This window comes from Leifsonia sp. NPDC058194, from assembly GCF_042883605.1.
Lineage (GTDB): Bacteria > Actinomycetota > Actinomycetes > Actinomycetales > Microbacteriaceae > Leifsonia.
In genome coordinates, this window is sequence record NZ_JBHVVL010000003.1 from 401,303 (window position 1) to 416,837 (window position 15,535).

The following is a 15,535-nucleotide window of genomic DNA, read 5'->3' on the forward strand; positions in this document are numbered from 1 at the left end:
CGGAGGGTCAGCGCTTCTTGGACTGCGCCCGGCGCTCGGCGCGGTTCGCCGGAGCCTCGTCGGCTTCGGCGTCGGCCGGCACGGCCTGTCCGAACGCCCCGCGCTGAGTCGCCGCCTGCTGCGGCGGGGCGGCCTGGGGCGCCGCCTGCTGCTGGGCGCGCTGCGCCCGGGCGGTGGCGGCCTTCTCGATCTGACCGCGCTGGTTGCGGACCTCGACTCCGCCGCCCTCGCCGGGAGCGGAGTAGCTCAGCGCCTGAGCGCCTTCGCCGCGGGCGAGGCCCTTGGCCGCGACGGACGGGGACTCGACCTCGCCGGCGGCCTGGTTGACCTCCACCTCGAGGTTGAACAGGAACCCGACGGTCTCTTCCCGGATCGCGCCCATCATCTGCTGGAACATCGCGAAGCCTTCGCGCTGGTACTCGACCAGCGGGTCGCGCTGAGCCATCGCTCGCAGGCCGATGCCGTCCTTGAGGTAGTCCATCTCGTAGAGGTGCTCGCGCCAGCGACGGTCGATGACCGACAGGACGACGCGTCGCTCGAGCTCACGCATGGCCGGGGCGCCGAGCGTCTCCTCACGCCGCTGGTAGGCGATGCGGGCATCCGAGAGGATCTCTCGGCGCATGAAGTCGCGGTTGATGCGGCCCTTGTTGCCGGCCTCGGCGATGACCTCGTCGATGCTGACGCCGATCGGGTAGAGCGTCTTGAGCTCGGCCCACAGCGCGTCGAAGTCCCAGTCGTCCCCGTTGCCCTCGCCCGTGTGCTGCTCGAGGATGTCGTCGATCACGTCGGTGAGGAACTTCTGCACGCGCTCGTGCAGGTCGTCGCCCTCGAGGATCTGGCGGCGGTCGCCGTAGATCGCCTCGCGCTGGCGGTTGAGGACGTCGTCGTACTTGAGGACGTTCTTGCGGATCTCGGCGTTGCGCGCCTCGACCTGCGACTGGGCGCTCCGGATGGCGCGGCTGACGACCTTCGACTCGATCGCCATGTCGTCGGGGACGCTCGTGCGCCCCATGAGGCTCTCGGCCGCACCGGCGTTGAACAGGCGCATCAGGTCATCCGTCAGCGACAGATAGAAGCGGCTCTCCCCCGGGTCGCCCTGACGGCCGGAACGACCGCGGAGCTGATTGTCGATACGGCGCGACTCGTGACGCTCGGTGCCCAGAACGTAGAGGCCGCCGGCGTCGATGACCTTGTCGGCCTCCTCCTGGACTTTCGCCTTGACGTCGGAGAAGACCTCGTCCCACTGCTCCTCGTACTCGTCCGGCGTCTCCACCGGGGAGAGTCCGCGCGAGTTCATCTCGGCGACCGCGATGAACTCGGCGTTGCCGCCGAGCATGATGTCGGTACCGCGGCCGGCCATGTTGGTCGCCACGGTGACAGCACCGAGTCGACCGGCCTGCGCGACGATCGCCGCCTCACGAGCGTGGTTTTTGGCGTTCAGGACCTCGTGACGGACGCCCTTCTTCGCCAGCGCGCGCGAGAGGTACTCGCTCTTCTCGACGCTGGTGGTGCCCACGAGCACCGGCTGGCCCTTGTCGTGACGCTTGGCGATGTCCTCGACGACCTGCTCGAACTTGGCTTGCTCGTTCTTGTAGACGAGGTCGGGCTGGTCGATGCGCTGCATCGGCTTGTTCGTGGGGATCGGGACGACGCCGAGCTTGTAGGTGCTCATGAACTCGGCGGCCTCGGTCTCGGCGGTTCCGGTCATGCCGGACAGCTTCTTGTAGAGGCGGAAGTAGTTCTGCAGGGTCACGGTGGCGAGGGTCTGGTTCTCGGCCTTGACCTCGACGCCCTCCTTGGCCTCGATCGCCTGGTGGATGCCCTCGTTGTACCGACGCCCTACCAGGATGCGGCCGGTGTGCTCGTCGACGATGAGCACCTCGCCGTTCATGACGACGTAGTCCTTGTCGCGCTTGAAGAGCGCATTGGCCTTGATGGCGTTGTTGAGGAAGGAGATCAGCGGAGTGTTCGCCGACTCGTACAGGTTGTCGATGCCGAGGTAGTCCTCGACCTTCTCGATACCGGGCTCGAGCACACCGATCGTGCGCTTCTTCTCGTCGACCTCGAAGTCCTCCCCCACGGTGAGGCGCTTCGCGAGGTTGGCGAACTCGACGAACCAGCGGTTCGCCTCGCCGGACGAGGGCCCGGAGATGATCAGCGGGGTGCGCGCCTCGTCGATGAGGATGGAGTCGACCTCGTCCACGATCGCGAAGTAGTGGCCGCGCTGGACCATGTCCTGCGCCTGCCACGCCATGTTGTCGCGCAGGTAGTCGAAGCCGAACTCGTTGTTGGTGCCGTAGGTGATGTCGGCCGCGTACTGCTCGCGGCGCTCCTCGGGGGTCTGGCCGGCGAGGATCACACCGGTCGTCATACCGAGGGCGCGGAAGACACGGCCCATCAGCTCCGACTGGTAGCTCGCGAGGTAGTCGTTGACCGTGATGACGTGCACACCGCGGCTCGCGATGGCGTTGAGGTACGCGGCCGTGGTCGCCACGAGGGTCTTGCCCTCACCGGTCTTCATCTCGGCGATGTTGCCGAGATGGAGGGCGGCGCCGCCCATGAGCTGCACGTCGAAGTGCCGCATGCCGAGCGTGCGCTTTCCCGCCTCGCGGACGGCGGCGAACGCCTCCGGCAGGAGGTCGTCGAGCGACTCTCCGTTGCTGTACCGCTCCCGGAGCTCGACGGTCTCGTGCATGAGCTCTTCGTCGGTGAGCGCCGAGAAGTCGTCTTCGAGGGCGTTGACGGCTTTCGCGTACGCCTCGAGACGACGGAGAGTCCGTCCCTCGCCGAGACGGAGAACCTTTTCCAGAACTGAGGCCACTGATGCACTCCACTTGTGTTCGGTCGGGCCGATCGTGCCCGCGTCCGTGTCGGACGCACGCCGAACGGCTGGCACCGTGCGACGTTAGAGACATCGTACGGGATCAGCCACCGGGTTCCTCCAGCGGCAGCTGAAAGCCAGCCGAATGGAGGGTGAATCCGCGACATGGATGCGCCGATGGCGGCCGCCGCCTGGGCGGACGCCATCGGCGCGCGTCGTCAGCCGAGCTTGCGGCTGGCGGTCGCGACCTCCTGGAGCTCGTCCGCGTCGTCGTCGAGCGAGATCACACCGTAGTCCCAGCCTTTGCGGCGGTACACGACGCTCGGCCGCTCGGTCTCCTGGTCGACGAACAGGTAGAAGTCGTGCCCGACGAGCTCCATGTAGTAGAGCGCATCATCGACCGTCATCGGGAGCGACGCGAAGACCTTCTTGCGGATCACGACCGGGCAGTACTCGTCTTCGGCGACCTCGTCGCCGGACTCGGCATCCTGCACCACCGGGACGCTGCCCGTCCTCACCTGGTCGAGCACGGCGACGGGTGCCGCGGCGAGGCCGACGGCGCTGAAGCCGTCCGTGCTCGCCTCGCGCAGCGAGGTCGGCCGATGCTGTCCGCGGTGCACCTTGCGGCGGTCCTTCGCCCGGCGCACGCGTTCGAGAAGCTTCCCCAGGGCGAGGTCGAACGCCGCGTATTTGTCGGTTCCGGTCGCCTCGGACCGGACCACCGCCCGCGGCCCGACAAGCGTCAGCTCCACCCGGTCGTTCCCGTTCTGACCGCCGAGCTTCTCGTTGTGGCGGCTGACCTTGATCTCGAAGGAGATGGCCCGCTCTGCCAGATGCGCGACTTTGTCCGACTTCTCAGTCGCGTATTCACGGAAACGATCGGTGATTCCCAGGTTGCGTCCGATGATGTTGATGTCCATGGAGACCTCCCTGATCCGACGCGGTGTCGTCCTGATCACGGGCGACCCTCGCGCCTTTTCGACAACCGTAGTGCTCCCCTCTGGGGAACGGAACCGGAAACCGCATGTTATTTGCTGGGAACCGGCCGGAATCCCTCCGAAAGCCCGGTCGGGCTCCGGCGTGGCGTTCGCGCGACGGCCGCGGCACCCACGACGAACCCCCCGGCCGCTGTGATCGCGCGCGCGGCTTCGACGACGGTCGCGCCCGACGTCACGATGTCGTCGACGATCAGGCAACGTCGCCCGCGGAGGCGGCTGGAGGCCGCGAGACTGCCGCTCCGGTTGTCCGCGCGGCCCGCCGACGAGAGGCCGGCCTGGTCATGCGTCTGGCGGGTCAGCCGCAGCGCCCGCCAGAGCGGGGGGACGAGGATTCCGGCACGGGACAGCATCAGTCCGGACGGATGGAATCCGCGGCGTCGGCGCGCGACCGCCGTCGACGGGATGAGAACCGGCAGGAGTGCGTCCGGGCGACCGCTCCGCGGCGCGGGGACGGACCGCTGAGCCTCGACGATCGCTGCTCGCAGCGCTCGTCCCAAGGCCGGGGCTGCATCCACCCGGCCGGATTCCTTGAACGACAGCAGGACGCGACGCGTCGCTCCCGAGTACTCGAGAGCAGACCAGACCGGCACGCCGCCCACCGTCGTGGCTGAGACGTCCGGAGCGAGCGCACGTCGGCAGCCGATGCAGAGGCTGCGATCGGGGTCGCCGCATCCGGCGCAGCGCACCGGGAGCAGGACGGCGGCCGCGTCGCGGAGGGAATCGGTGAGGAGAGAGATCGAGGTCATGGATCCAGCCTCGCGAACGGCGGCCGACGCTGGGCGGTGACGACGAAATGTGTGGAGGAGGCTCGTCGCGACAGGGTTGTGGAGAAGCGGCTACGGCTGTCCGAGCTGAACCGCGACGGCCCCGACCTTGTCCGTCTGCGCCTGCCACCCCGTGCCCGTCGGCGCCTGGAGGCTGCCGTCCGCCGTGAGGACGAGGTAGCGCGCGAGCCCGTCCGCCCCGACGATCGTGCGCCCTCCCCCGGGCCCGGTCGTGACGGTCTGCTCGCCGCCGATCGTCTGCTCGACGATGCTCGTCCCGTCGCCGTTCGTCGAGTTGAGCAGGGCGACGCTGAGCTCCCCGGTCCACGCGACCGAGAGCGGAGTTCCCGCGCCGACCGCCAGCTCGACCGGCTGGGTCAGCGATGCGGGCACCCCTCCGGAGCCTCGGACGATCCCCGCGGCGACGAGCGAGTATCCGGTGGCGGTGCGCAGCAGCGCGACCACCCGGGTGCCGTCGCGCGAGACGGCGAGCGACTGGATCCCGATCGCACCCGGCCAGTCGGTGGCGACGGCGTGCGCCTCCCCGTTGGCCCCCGTGGCCTGGAGCCCGGCCGGAGCACTTCCCGGGACCGACAGCACCCAGCCGTTGTTGTCGATGGTCGGCGGGATCAAGCCCGCCCGGGCATCCACGCGCACCGTGTCACCGGAGCGGCGGACCAGGTACGCCCCGCCCGCGGAGAGCACGGCGGCCTGATCGCGTGCGGCATCGAGCGCGACCGCCGTCGGCTGCAGAGCGACGACGCGGTCACCGAGCCCGCTCAGTGACGCGACGCTCGATCCGGTCAACAGCCCGAATGCGTCCTCCCGGTAGACGATCGGGTGCGTGTCGACCGACGGGTCCTGCTGTGGTGCCGCTCCCGAGCTGAGAGGCGCGATCTGCTCCGCGTTGCCTTCGATGGACAGCTGGACGGACTGGGCGAGGCTGCCGAGGCTCTGCTCCAATTGCAGCTGCATGCGTTGGAGCTGGACGGCGTCGGCGCGCCCCGCCTCGGAGCTCAGGTCCACTTGGGCGACACCTCCGGCCGTCGTCACCGAGGGGACGGCGAGCTGAGTCCCGTCCGGGAAGGCGCTGACCACGGCACCCTGCAGCCACTTCGCGGGGCCGGCCAGAACGGCGCTCGCCACGCGCGTGGCCGACGTCGCCACCCGCGCGGGGAACCATCGGGCGTCCGGGACCAGGTAGCCGAAATCCGGGCTGTAGAAGTAGAGCGTCTGCTGCGTGTACACCGCACGGAAGGTCGGATCGTCGATGACGACGCCGTTGGGTGCGACGGCGATGCGCCACTCGTCGTCCTGTTTGACGAGCTCGTAACGCAGCCCGATCGGGGCCCGGGTCGTCACGGGATGGAAGGCCCCGACCGAGTCGACGCTGGCGATGGGGTTGACCTCGACGCTCCACTGGTCGCCGTCGTGGTCGTACGTCCGGTTGCGCCCGTCGTCGACGGTGACGGACTCATCGGGGTTCCAGGTCGCGGCCATCCCTCTGGTCAGGTACTCGCGCGCGATCTGGAAGTTGTTCTTCGGGCTGGACGCCGCGTCGATGAAGCCCTGCACGATCCGCTGCTGCGATGCGCCCTTCTCCGGCGTGGAGGGGTTGAAGTCGAGGTCGAGCGGATCGTCCACCTGTGTCACCGGGCCGCCCTGCCGCACAGGGCCGGCGTCGGGGATGCTCACGCAGCCGCTGAGCACGAGTGCGAGCACCGCTGTCAACAGGACGGCGAGCGCACGGACCGGCCTGCCGTTCATGCGCGGGCCTCCTTCGCTGAGAGCGGCTGCTCGTCCTCGTCCGAGGAGGAGGCCGCGGGGATCTCCCCCGCGTCGGTCGGGGGGAGCGGGAGCGGCGACGCGACGATCTCGCGTCCCGGGACGCGCGGCAGCGTGAGGCGGAAACACGACCCCTGGGACGGCATGGACCACACCTGCAGCCATCCCGAGTGGAGGGTGGCGTCCTCCAGCGAGATCGCCAGACCGAGGCCCGTCCCGCCGAGCGTCCGCTTGCGGGACGGATCGGCGCGCCAGAAGCGGTCGAAGACGTGGTTCACGTCCTGGTGGCTCATCCCGATTCCGTAGTCGCGCACGGTGAGAGCGACGGCGCTCTCGTTGCTGTCGACGGTCACGACGACGGGTCGGCCCTCTCCGTGCTCGATCGCGTTACCGATGAGGTTGCGCACGATCCGGCGGATCCTGCGGGGATCCATCCCCACGTCGAAGTAGCCGCCCGGCGCATCGAGCACCAGGGGCGACCCGTTCTGCTCGGAGATGGACCGCAATTCGTCGATGACGTCTTCGGAGAGCCGGACGAGGTTGGTGGGTTCGGGGTCCAGGACGACGGAGCCCGCGTCGTACCGGCTGATCTCCAGGAGGTCGGAGAGCAGACGGTCGAAACGCTCGATCTGGGTGTGCAGCAGTTCCGCAGTGCGTTCGGTCGCCGGCGGGAATGTCGCGCGCTGGTCGTAGATCACGTCGCCGGCCAGGCGGATCGTCGTGAGCGGCGTCCTCAGCTCGTGGGAGACGTCGGAGACGAATCGCTGCTGGAGCTGAGACAGGGTCGCGAGCTGGTTGATCTGGCTCTGCATGCTGTCGGCCATCCCGTTGAACGAACGGGCCAGCGTCGCGAAGACGTCCTCGCCGCGCTCGGGGATGCGGACCGCGAGATCCCCGGCCGCCAGTCTCTCACTGGTGCGCGCTGCGACACGGATCGGTTCGATCACGAACCGCACGATCACCCAGGTGATCGCTCCGATCAGGACGATGAGGGCGAGACCCGCAAGGAGGAGGGTGTTCTGGACGAACAGCAGCGTGTTCTCGGAGTCGCGCAGGTTGTAGCCGATGTAGAGCTCGTAGCGGCCGTACGACGGCAGCGTGAGCTGGGTGCCGACGACGATGCCCGGATCGGTGGAGTCGGTTCCCGCGGGCAGGGCGACCGACTGGTAGAACTGCTCGGTCCCTCCCTTCTGCACCTTGGTCCGGAGCTGCTCCGAGATGACCGAGTTGAGAGCCGGGCTCCCGCGGTCCGGGGGCGCGAGCACGCTTGTGTCCTGCCCCGGGACGCGGTACGCGGCGACCAGGCGGCTCGACGTCGACGTCTGCACCGACTGCAGTGCGGAGTTCAGGAGGTTGCGGCCGCCGTCGGCGGACGAGACGTCGGAGGCGTTCATCGTGGACTGGGCGGCGGTGGTCGCCCGACTCGAGTCCCGGAGCGCCTGATCGAGCCGCGACTGGTACAGGTCGTTGGAGATGCTGAGCGCCATGTAGATCCCCGTCACGAGGATGGCGACGCCGGTCAGCGCGAGGGTGATGGTGACGGTGCGCAGCTGGAGCGACCGGCGCCACTGCCGGGAGAGGCGCGACGGCAGCTGCCGCCACCACTCCCTGTCCGGCCATCGGAACCGCATCGCGATCGCCCCGCGCTAGGTCGCAGCGCCGGCGCGGTAGCCGACGCCGCGCACGGTCATGACGATCTTGGGGTTGTCCGGGTCCTGCTCGACCTTGGCGCGCAGCCGCTGGACGTGGACGTTCACCAGACGGGTATCGGCCTTGTAGTGGTAGCCCCAGACCTGTTCGAGGAGCATCTCCCGGGTGAAGACCTGCTGCGGCGTGGACGCCAGGGCGAGGAGCAGATCGAATTCGAGCGGTGTCAGGGCGATCCGCTGCTCGCCGCGGCGCACTTCGTGACCGGCGACATCGACGACGAGATCGCCGATCCGCAGCTGCTCCGCTGCCGGAGCCGACGCGGCGGGGCGCAGACGGGTACGGATGCGCGCGACCAGCTCCTTCGGGTTGAAGGGCTTGACCATGTAGTCGTCCGCCCCCGACTCGAGGCCCTTGACCACATCGGCGGTGTCGGATTTCGCGGTCAGCATGATGATCGGCGTACCCGACTCGGCGCGGATCCTGCTGCACACCTCGATACCGTCGAGGCCGGGGAGCATGAGGTCGAGCAGCACGAGGTCGGGCTTGGCGGCGTGGAAGGTCTCGACGGCCTGCGCGCCGTCCTCGCAGAACACCGGGTCGAACCCTTCCGTGCGGAGCACGATGCCGATCATCTCGGCGAGGGCGGTGTCGTCGTCGACCACCAGGATGCGACTTGTCATGTGCGAAGTTCCCCTGAACCTCTCTCGGGCGGCCGGCGGCCGCGGATGCAACGGCACAACTGTAGTCGAGTCCCCTGGTCGAGCCGTGGAAGGCAGCCGCGGGTGCCCTGTGGAGAAGTCGGGAGTCCGCCCACCCCCTGTGGGCGGGACAGTGTCCGCGCGATGGATGTGCCAGCATGGGACCAACGCGCGACGGGCGGGGATGAGAGGGCACGGCGTGAGCGACGAGCAGATCGGTCAGACACCGCAGGGAGCCGAGGGGACGGCGCCCCAGGGAGGTACGCCTCCCGCGGAATCGGGGGCGCAGCAGCCCCGGTACGGCGAGTATGCGCCCGGGTACGGGCAGCAGCCGCCGGTCTACGGGCAGCAGCCGGGCTACGGGCAGCAGCCGCCGGCGTGGCAGCAGCCGCCTGCGCAGCAGCAGGGCTGGCAGCAGCAGGGCTGGCAGCAGCAGGGCTGGCAGTACGTCCAGCCCGGTCCCCAGCAGGGCTGGGCACCACCTCCCAAGCCGGGGCTGGTGCCGCTGCGGCCGATGCCGTTCGGGACGCTCCTCGGCGCGCCGTTCCAGGCGCTCCGCCGCAATCCGAAGATCACGGTCGGCTCGGCGCTGCTGCTGCAGGGCATCCCGACCATCCTGGTCACCGTGATCCTGACCGGGGCCATGTACCTCCTGGTGGAGCGTGCGCTGAACGCCGACGCCGCCGATCAGAACACCCTGCTCGCCGGCGCCATCGGCGGCACCATCGTGCTCGGCCTCCTCTCCGTCGTCGTCTCGGCGATCTCGAGCGCCCTCCTCCAGGGAGTCGTCGTCGGCGAAGTCGCCCGCGAGACGCTCGGCGAGAAGCTGACGTTCCGATCGCTGTGGCGGTTGGTGCGCGGCCGCATCGGCGCGCTGATCGGCTGGACGTTCCTCGTTTCGTTCGCCTGGTTCGTGGCGATCGCCCTCGTCGTCGCCGTCATCGTCGTGCTCGCCGCCCTCGGCGGCCCGGCCGGCATCGTCGGTGCGGTCGCCGTCGGCATCCTGGGCGGATTCGGCCTGATCGCCCTGGCGATCTGGATCAACACCAAGATCGCTCTCGTGCCCAGCGCCATCGTGCTCGAACGTCTGCGGATCGGCGAGGCGCTCGCCCGGTCGTGGCGGCTCACGAACGGCTACTTCTGGAAGACGTTCGGTCTGATCGCGCTCATCGGCGTCATCATCTACATGGTCGCCCAGATCGTCGCGATCCCCTTCGGCGTCATCGGCGGCATGCTGGGCGGAGTCTTCGCCCCCACCTCCCTCAGCACGAACGACCCCTCGCAGTTCACGCAGATCCTGGTCGGGCAGCTCGGCGTCAACGTGTTGTCGAGCATCGTCGGAGCGGTCGTCGGTGCGATCGGCAGCGTCGTGGAGACGGCCGCCGTCTCCCTCCTCTACATCGATCTGCGCATGCGCAAAGAGGGGCTCGACCTGCAGCTCGTCCGTTTCGTCGAGGGGCGCCAGACAGGTCAGGAGCTGCCCGATCCGTACCTGGTGCCGGCTCCTGCGGCGCCGACGGCTCCGCAGACGGCGACTCCGCCCTGGCCGGGCAGCTGAGGGCCGTGCGCTTCGACATCCCCGTCGACCCGACAGGACCGCAGGGCCAGGAGTGGATCCGGGGCGAGCTCGCGAAGCCCGAGTACCAGGCCGCGAAGCCGACCTGGTTCGACATCGCCTCCAAGGCGGTGCAGGACTGGATCGACTCGCTGCTCCGAGGCCCGACGGGAGATGCCTGGCCCGTGCTGCTCCTGGTCGTCGTGCTCGTGATCGTGGCGCTCATCGTCGTCGCATTCGTCATCTTCGGGCGCCCGCGCGTCAACCGCCGTTCTGCGCTCGACCGACGTCCCGTGTTCGGCGCCGATGACGCTCGCTCGGCCGACGAGCTCCGGCGCTCCGCGCAGGCGGCCGCCAACGGCGGCGACTGGGTGCTCGCGATCGAGGAGCAGTTCCGGGCCATCGCGGTCGGTCTCGACGAACGGACGCTGGTGACCGTCACTCCGGGGACGACCGCGACGCATTTCGCAGCCGCTGCAGCGGAGGTCCTCCCGAACGAACGACACTCCCTGACGGACGCCTCCCGGGCGTTCGACGCCGTGCGCTACCTCGACCGGCCGGGGACCGCCGCGGCCTACCAGCAGCTGGTCGCGCTGGATCAGCGTCTGCTCGAAGCACGTCCGACCCTCCCGGTGGCGGTGCCATGACCTCGACACGATCGCCCGACCGCGGGGCGGCCGGTCCGGCCGCACCCGCTGATGCGACACCGGTCTCGCCGACGTTGAGACAGACCGGACGACGCGCCGTGCCCTGGATCGTCCTCGGCGCGATCGCCGTCGTCGTCGCCCTGGCCGGGATCCTGCTCACCGGGGGGCGCTCCCACTCCGGGGCCCCTCTCGACCCCGCGAGCGCCGCACCGACCGGGGGCAAGGCTCTCGCGCAGGTCCTCCACGCGCGCGGAGTGGACGTCGAGAGCGCCACATCCCTCGATCAGGTGCGCACGGCGGCCTGGGGCGGCGACGAGGCGACCGTTCTCGTCTTCGACGACGCCGGCAACCTCGCGCCCTCCGCCTACGACGAGCTCGCGCAGATCGCGAAGACGATCGTCATCGTCGAACCGTCGTTCCAGACTCTCGGCGAGGTGGCCCCCGGGGCACGTGCGAGCGGGGAGCCCTCCGGGCCGATGGACGCCGGATGCGCGGTCCCCGCCGCAGAGCGCGCCGGGCGGATCGACCCGCGCCCCACGGACAACACCGCCGGAGCGACGGTCCCGGGAACCTTCCGCGTGCAGGACGACGGTGCCGCGTGTTTCGCCGACGCTTCGGGCGCGTCCTCGCTCGTGCGCACGATGTTCAAGGGCGCGACGCTCTACCTCGTCGGATCGGCGCCGCTCCTGATGAACGACGGGGTGGACCGGGCGGGCAACGCCGCGCTCGGCCTGAACCTCCTCGGGCAGCATCGCACGCTCGTGTGGTACCTCCCGGGCCTCGACGACCGGCCCGTCACCGGGCCGCCGGACATCGCCGCGCTCACGCCCGGCTGGGTGACGCCCGTCCTCCTGCTGCTCGTCCTCGTGTTCATCGCTGCTGCGGTGTGGCGCGGACGGCGGCTCGGTCCCCTCGTGGTCGAGAACCTCCCCGTCGTCGTCCGCGCCGGGGAGACCCGCGAGGGCCGCGCCCGGCTGTACCAGCGCTCGTCCGCCCGGCTGCGCGCCGCGGACGCGCTGCGCATCGGCGCGATCGGCCGGCTCGCCGCCGTCGCGGGCCTTCCGCGCACCGCGAGCGTCACGGAGGTCGCCGACGCGATCGCTGCGCTCGTCGGGCAGGACCGTCAGCACGTCCGGGGTCTGCTCGTCGACGACGTCCCCCGCACCGACAGCGACCTGATCGCTCTCTCCGACCACCTCGCGACGCTCGAACGAGCCGCCGCAGCAGCCCTCTCCCCCGCCGAGGCGGGCCCGACCGGAAGAATGGAGCCATGACCGACGTCACGACCGGAGTCCCCGCCTCCCCCGCACCCACGGCGGACGCCGCCGCCCTGCGCCAGACGCTCGCCCGCGTGCGCGCCGAAGTCGGCAAGGCCGTCGTCGGGCAGGACGGCGCCGTCACCGGGTTGATCATCGCCCTGCTCGCGCGCGGCCATGTCCTCCTGGAGGGGGTCCCGGGAGTCGCCAAGACCCTCCTGGTGCGCTCCCTGAGCCAGGCGCTCAGCCTCGACACCAAACGCGTGCAGTTCACGCCCGACCTCATGCCCGGCGACGTCACCGGCTCCCTCGTCTACGACGCTCAGACCGGCGGATTCGTCTTCCGCGAAGGCCCGGTGTTCACGAACATCCTCCTGGCGGACGAGATCAACCGCACGCCCCCCAAGACGCAGTCCGCCCTGCTCGAGGCGATGGAGGAGCGTCAGGTGAGCGTCGACGGCGTGAGCCGGCGACTGCCCGACCCGTTCATCGTCGCAGCGACGCAGAACCCGATCGAATACGAGGGCACGTACACGCTTCCCGAGGCGCAGCTCGACCGGTTCCTGCTCAAGCTCACCCTCGACGTGCCCGAAAGGGAGGCCGAGGTCGAGGTCCTGCGCCGTCACGCCGCGGGATTCGACCCCCGCGACCTGTCCGCGGCGGGAGTCGCCCCGGTCCTGTCCGCGGCCGAACTGCATGCCGCGCGCGAATCGGCGGCGGCGGTCGGGGCGAACCCCGACGTGCTCGCCTACATCGTGGATCTCGCCCGAGCGACGCGCACGAGCCCGTCGGTTCGCCTGGGCGTGAGCCCGCGCGGCACGACGGCATTGCTCGCGGCGGCCAAGGCGTGGGCGTGGCTTTCGGGATACGACTCGATCACGCCCGACCACGTCCAGGCGATGCTCGTACCCGTCTGGCGGCACCGCATCCAGCTGCGCCCCGAGGCCGAGCTCGAGGGGGTCGGCGCCGACGCGATCCTGCGCTCGATCCTCCAGCAGGTCCAGGTCCCGATCTAGGACGCCCCATGACCGTATCCGGACGTTTCGTCGCCCTGCTCGCGCTGGGAGTCGTCCCCGTCGTCGTGCTAGGAGGGGAGGCCGCCCTCGCGTATGCCGCTCTCGGCGGCTGGGTCGTCCTGTGCGCCATCCTCGGCATCGTCGATCTCGCCGTCGCCGCGTCACCCCGGCGTGTGGTCCTCGAGCGCTCGGTCCCGGGACGGGTGCGGCTCGGAGCGGAAGCGGTCGCCGAGCTGTACGTGACGAACACGGGCCGGCGGCGGATCCACGGCACCCTCCGCGACGCCTGGGAGCCGTCCGCGAGTGCGTCTCCGACCCGCCAGGCGCTGGTGCTCCCCGCCGGCGAACGCCGCCGGCTGACGACCACTCTGCGACCGTGGCGCCGCGGCGAGCGCCGGGTCGCTCAGGTCACCGTCCGCGCCTGGGGCCCGCTCCACCTCTGGGCCAGGCAGGCCACGCTCGCCGCGCCGGGGCGCATCCGGGTCCTCCCGCCGTTCTCTTCGCGCAAGCACCTCCCGTCCCGGCTGGCCCGGCTGCGCGAGCTCGACGGCACCACGAGCGTGCTCCTGCGCGGGCAAGGGACGGAGTTCGACTCCCTCCGCGAGTACGTGCGCGGCGACGACGTGCGCTCGATCGACTGGCGTGCGACGGCCCGTCGCCACGACCCGACGTCGGGACGAGGCGCGCGCGTGATGGTGCGCACCTGGCGGCCCGAGCGCGACAGACGTGTGGTCGTCGTGGTCGACACCGCACGCACCTCTGCGGCACGAATCGCCGACGAACCGCGCATCGACACGTCGTTCGAGGCGTCGCTGCTGCTTGCGGCACTCGCCACCCGTGCCGGCGATCGCGTCGACTTCCTCGCCTACGACCGACGGGTCCGCGGTCGCGTGCAGGGGGCGAACGGGCCCGAGCTGCTCTCCCGCATGGTCGATACGATGGCCACGATCGACCCGGCTCTGATCGAGATGGACTGGTCCGCGGTGCCCGCACAGGTGGCGGCGATGACGAGTCAGCGCTCCCTCGTCGTGCTGCTGACCTCCCTGGACGCTCCTGGCGCCTCCCGCAGGTTGCTCGCGGTCCTCCCCCAGCTCACCAGGAAGCACGTCGTCGTGGTGGCGAGCGTCACCGATCCGGATGCTCTCGAGGCCGCCGGCCGGCGCAGCGACCGCACCGAGACGTATCGGGCCGCGGCGGCCGAGCGGTCCCTGCTCGACATCGGCCGGGTGACGGCCGCGGTCCAGCGGCTCGGCGGCGAGGTCGTGACCGGATCGCCGGAGGACCTCCCTCCCGCACTCTCCGACCGCTACCTGGCGCTGAAGGCGGCCGGGAGGCTCTGAGAGCCGCGTCAGGCGGCGACGATACGGCGGGCTCCCGCGTCGAACTCGGCGAGGTCGCCCGTCTCGCCGAGCCGGACGGCGCGGCGACCGACGACGAGCATGTAGAAGAGGAACGCGGCGAGCGCGAGCGCCCCGATCGAGATCTTCGCCCAGACCGGGAGCGACGACGGCGTGACGAAGCCCTCGATCAGTCCGGAGACGAACAGGCTGATGGCGCAGCCGACCGCCACCGTGAACAGGGCACGACCGTCTTCGGCGAGCGCCTGCCCGCGGGTCCGCGCCCCCGGCGCGATCCAGGCCCAGAAGATCCGGAGCCCGGCCGCGGCGGCGACGAAGACGCTCGTGAGCTCCAGGAGGCCGTGAGGGAGGATGTACGAGAACATCACGTCTCCGCGTCCGTACGCGAACATCACCCCGGCTGCCGTGCCGACGCCGACGGCGTTCTGCACGATGACGTACGGAACCCAGAGGCCGGTGATGCCGAAGGCGATGCATTGGGCGGCGATCCAGGCGTTGTTCGTCCACACCTGGCCGGCGAACGACGATGCCGGGTTGTTCGAGTAGTAGTCGATGAAGGTGTGGTCGACGTACTGCCTCAGGTTCGCGTCGCTGCCGAGGTTGCGCAGCACGTCGGGGTTGCCCGTGATCCACAGCGCGTAGAGGGTCGCGATCACGATCGTGGCCACCGCGACGGCGAGCACGATCCACCGGATGCGGTAAAGGGCCGCCGGCAGCTCCAAGGCGAAGAATCGAGGGATCTGCGAGAACAGGTTGGCGCCGGCGCCGGTGAATCGCAGCCGTGCGGACGACAGCGTCAGCGAGAGCCTGTCGCCCACGGCGGTCGAGCCGGCGCTGGTCTGGATGGCGGAGAGGTCCGCGGCGCCGGACTGGTACAGGTCGATGAGCTCGTCCGCGTCCGCGCCGTCGAGGCGCCCCTTCTTCGCCAGCTGGGCCAGCCGGTCCCAGTCGGCGCTGCGCGCTGCGGTGTATGCGTCGAGATCCATC

Annotated in this window: 12 protein-coding genes; 5 read left to right on the top strand and 7 right to left on the bottom strand. The window is 70.2% G+C overall.

The features are described 5' to 3' along the window. Nucleotides 1-7: 7 nt before the first annotated feature. The 6 genes from secA to mtrA all read right to left on the bottom strand — a co-directional run bounded on the left by secA (nucleotide 8) and on the right by mtrA (nucleotide 8,698). Nucleotides 8-2,821, bottom strand: coding sequence for a preprotein translocase subunit SecA (secA, locus tag ACFVU2_RS14145; protein WP_387875389.1), 2,814 nt, complete (start codon nucleotides 2,819-2,821; stop codon nucleotides 8-10). Nucleotides 2,822-3,039: 218 nt separating this feature from the next. Beyond that, entirely contained in the window at nucleotides 3,040-3,741 is a 702-nt protein-coding gene (gene hpf / locus ACFVU2_RS14150) for a ribosome hibernation-promoting factor, HPF/YfiA family (RefSeq protein ID WP_387875391.1), read from the bottom strand. Between the two features lie 107 nt (nucleotides 3,742-3,848). Beyond that, nucleotides 3,849-4,565, bottom strand: a complete 717-nt coding sequence (locus tag ACFVU2_RS14155) for a ComF family protein (protein ID WP_387875394.1) — start codon at nucleotides 4,563-4,565, stop codon at nucleotides 3,849-3,851. 90 nt (nucleotides 4,566-4,655) lie between these two features. Next, nucleotides 4,656-6,350: a GerMN domain-containing protein gene (locus ACFVU2_RS14160; protein ID WP_387875395.1), complete on the bottom strand. Its 1,695-nt coding sequence runs from the start codon at nucleotides 6,348-6,350 to the stop codon at nucleotides 4,656-4,658. Next, entirely contained in the window at nucleotides 6,347-7,999 is a 1,653-nt protein-coding gene (gene mtrB, locus ACFVU2_RS14165) for an MtrAB system histidine kinase MtrB (RefSeq protein ID WP_387875398.1), read from the bottom strand. Before mtrB ends, ACFVU2_RS14160 begins: the two co-directional genes overlap by 4 nt. 15 nt (nucleotides 8,000-8,014) lie before the next feature. Continuing rightward, a complete protein-coding gene (gene mtrA / locus ACFVU2_RS14170) occupies nucleotides 8,015-8,698 on the bottom strand; it encodes an MtrAB system response regulator MtrA (RefSeq protein ID WP_387875401.1) in 684 nt (227 codons plus the stop codon). A 217-nt stretch (nucleotides 8,699-8,915) separates the two neighbouring features. On the opposite strand from mtrA, the gene ACFVU2_RS14175 reads away from it, so the two are divergent. Genes ACFVU2_RS14175 through ACFVU2_RS14195 form a run of 5 tightly spaced genes read left to right on the top strand, consistent with a single transcriptional unit; the run spans nucleotide 8,916 to nucleotide 14,530 of the window. After that, on the top strand, nucleotides 8,916-10,274 hold the full coding sequence (locus ACFVU2_RS14175) for a hypothetical protein (RefSeq protein WP_387875404.1): 1,359 nt from the start codon (nucleotides 8,916-8,918) through the stop codon (nucleotides 10,272-10,274). A 5-nt stretch (nucleotides 10,275-10,279) separates the two neighbouring features. Then, nucleotides 10,280-10,918 (top strand): DUF4129 domain-containing protein, encoded by a 639-nt coding sequence (locus ACFVU2_RS14180; RefSeq protein WP_387875407.1) that lies wholly within the window; start codon nucleotides 10,280-10,282, stop codon nucleotides 10,916-10,918. Further along, nucleotides 10,915-12,192 (top strand): DUF4350 domain-containing protein, encoded by a 1,278-nt coding sequence (locus tag ACFVU2_RS14185; RefSeq protein WP_387875408.1) that lies wholly within the window; start codon nucleotides 10,915-10,917, stop codon nucleotides 12,190-12,192. Before ACFVU2_RS14180 ends, ACFVU2_RS14185 begins: the two co-directional genes overlap by 4 nt. Beyond that, nucleotides 12,189-13,190: an AAA family ATPase gene (locus ACFVU2_RS14190; RefSeq protein ID WP_387875410.1), complete on the top strand. Its 1,002-nt coding sequence runs from the start codon at nucleotides 12,189-12,191 to the stop codon at nucleotides 13,188-13,190. The genes ACFVU2_RS14185 and ACFVU2_RS14190 overlap by 4 nt, the downstream gene beginning before the upstream one ends. A gap of 8 nt (nucleotides 13,191-13,198) precedes the next feature. Next, nucleotides 13,199-14,530, top strand: a complete 1,332-nt coding sequence (locus tag ACFVU2_RS14195; RefSeq protein ID WP_387875413.1) for a DUF58 domain-containing protein — start codon at nucleotides 13,199-13,201, stop codon at nucleotides 14,528-14,530. Between the two features lie 8 nt (nucleotides 14,531-14,538). Here the strand turns inward: ACFVU2_RS14195 and ACFVU2_RS14200 are convergent, their stop codons facing one another. Next, entirely contained in the window at nucleotides 14,539-15,534 is a 996-nt protein-coding gene (locus ACFVU2_RS14200) for a stage II sporulation protein M (RefSeq protein WP_387875416.1), read from the bottom strand. Nucleotide 15,535 lies beyond the last annotated feature (1 nt).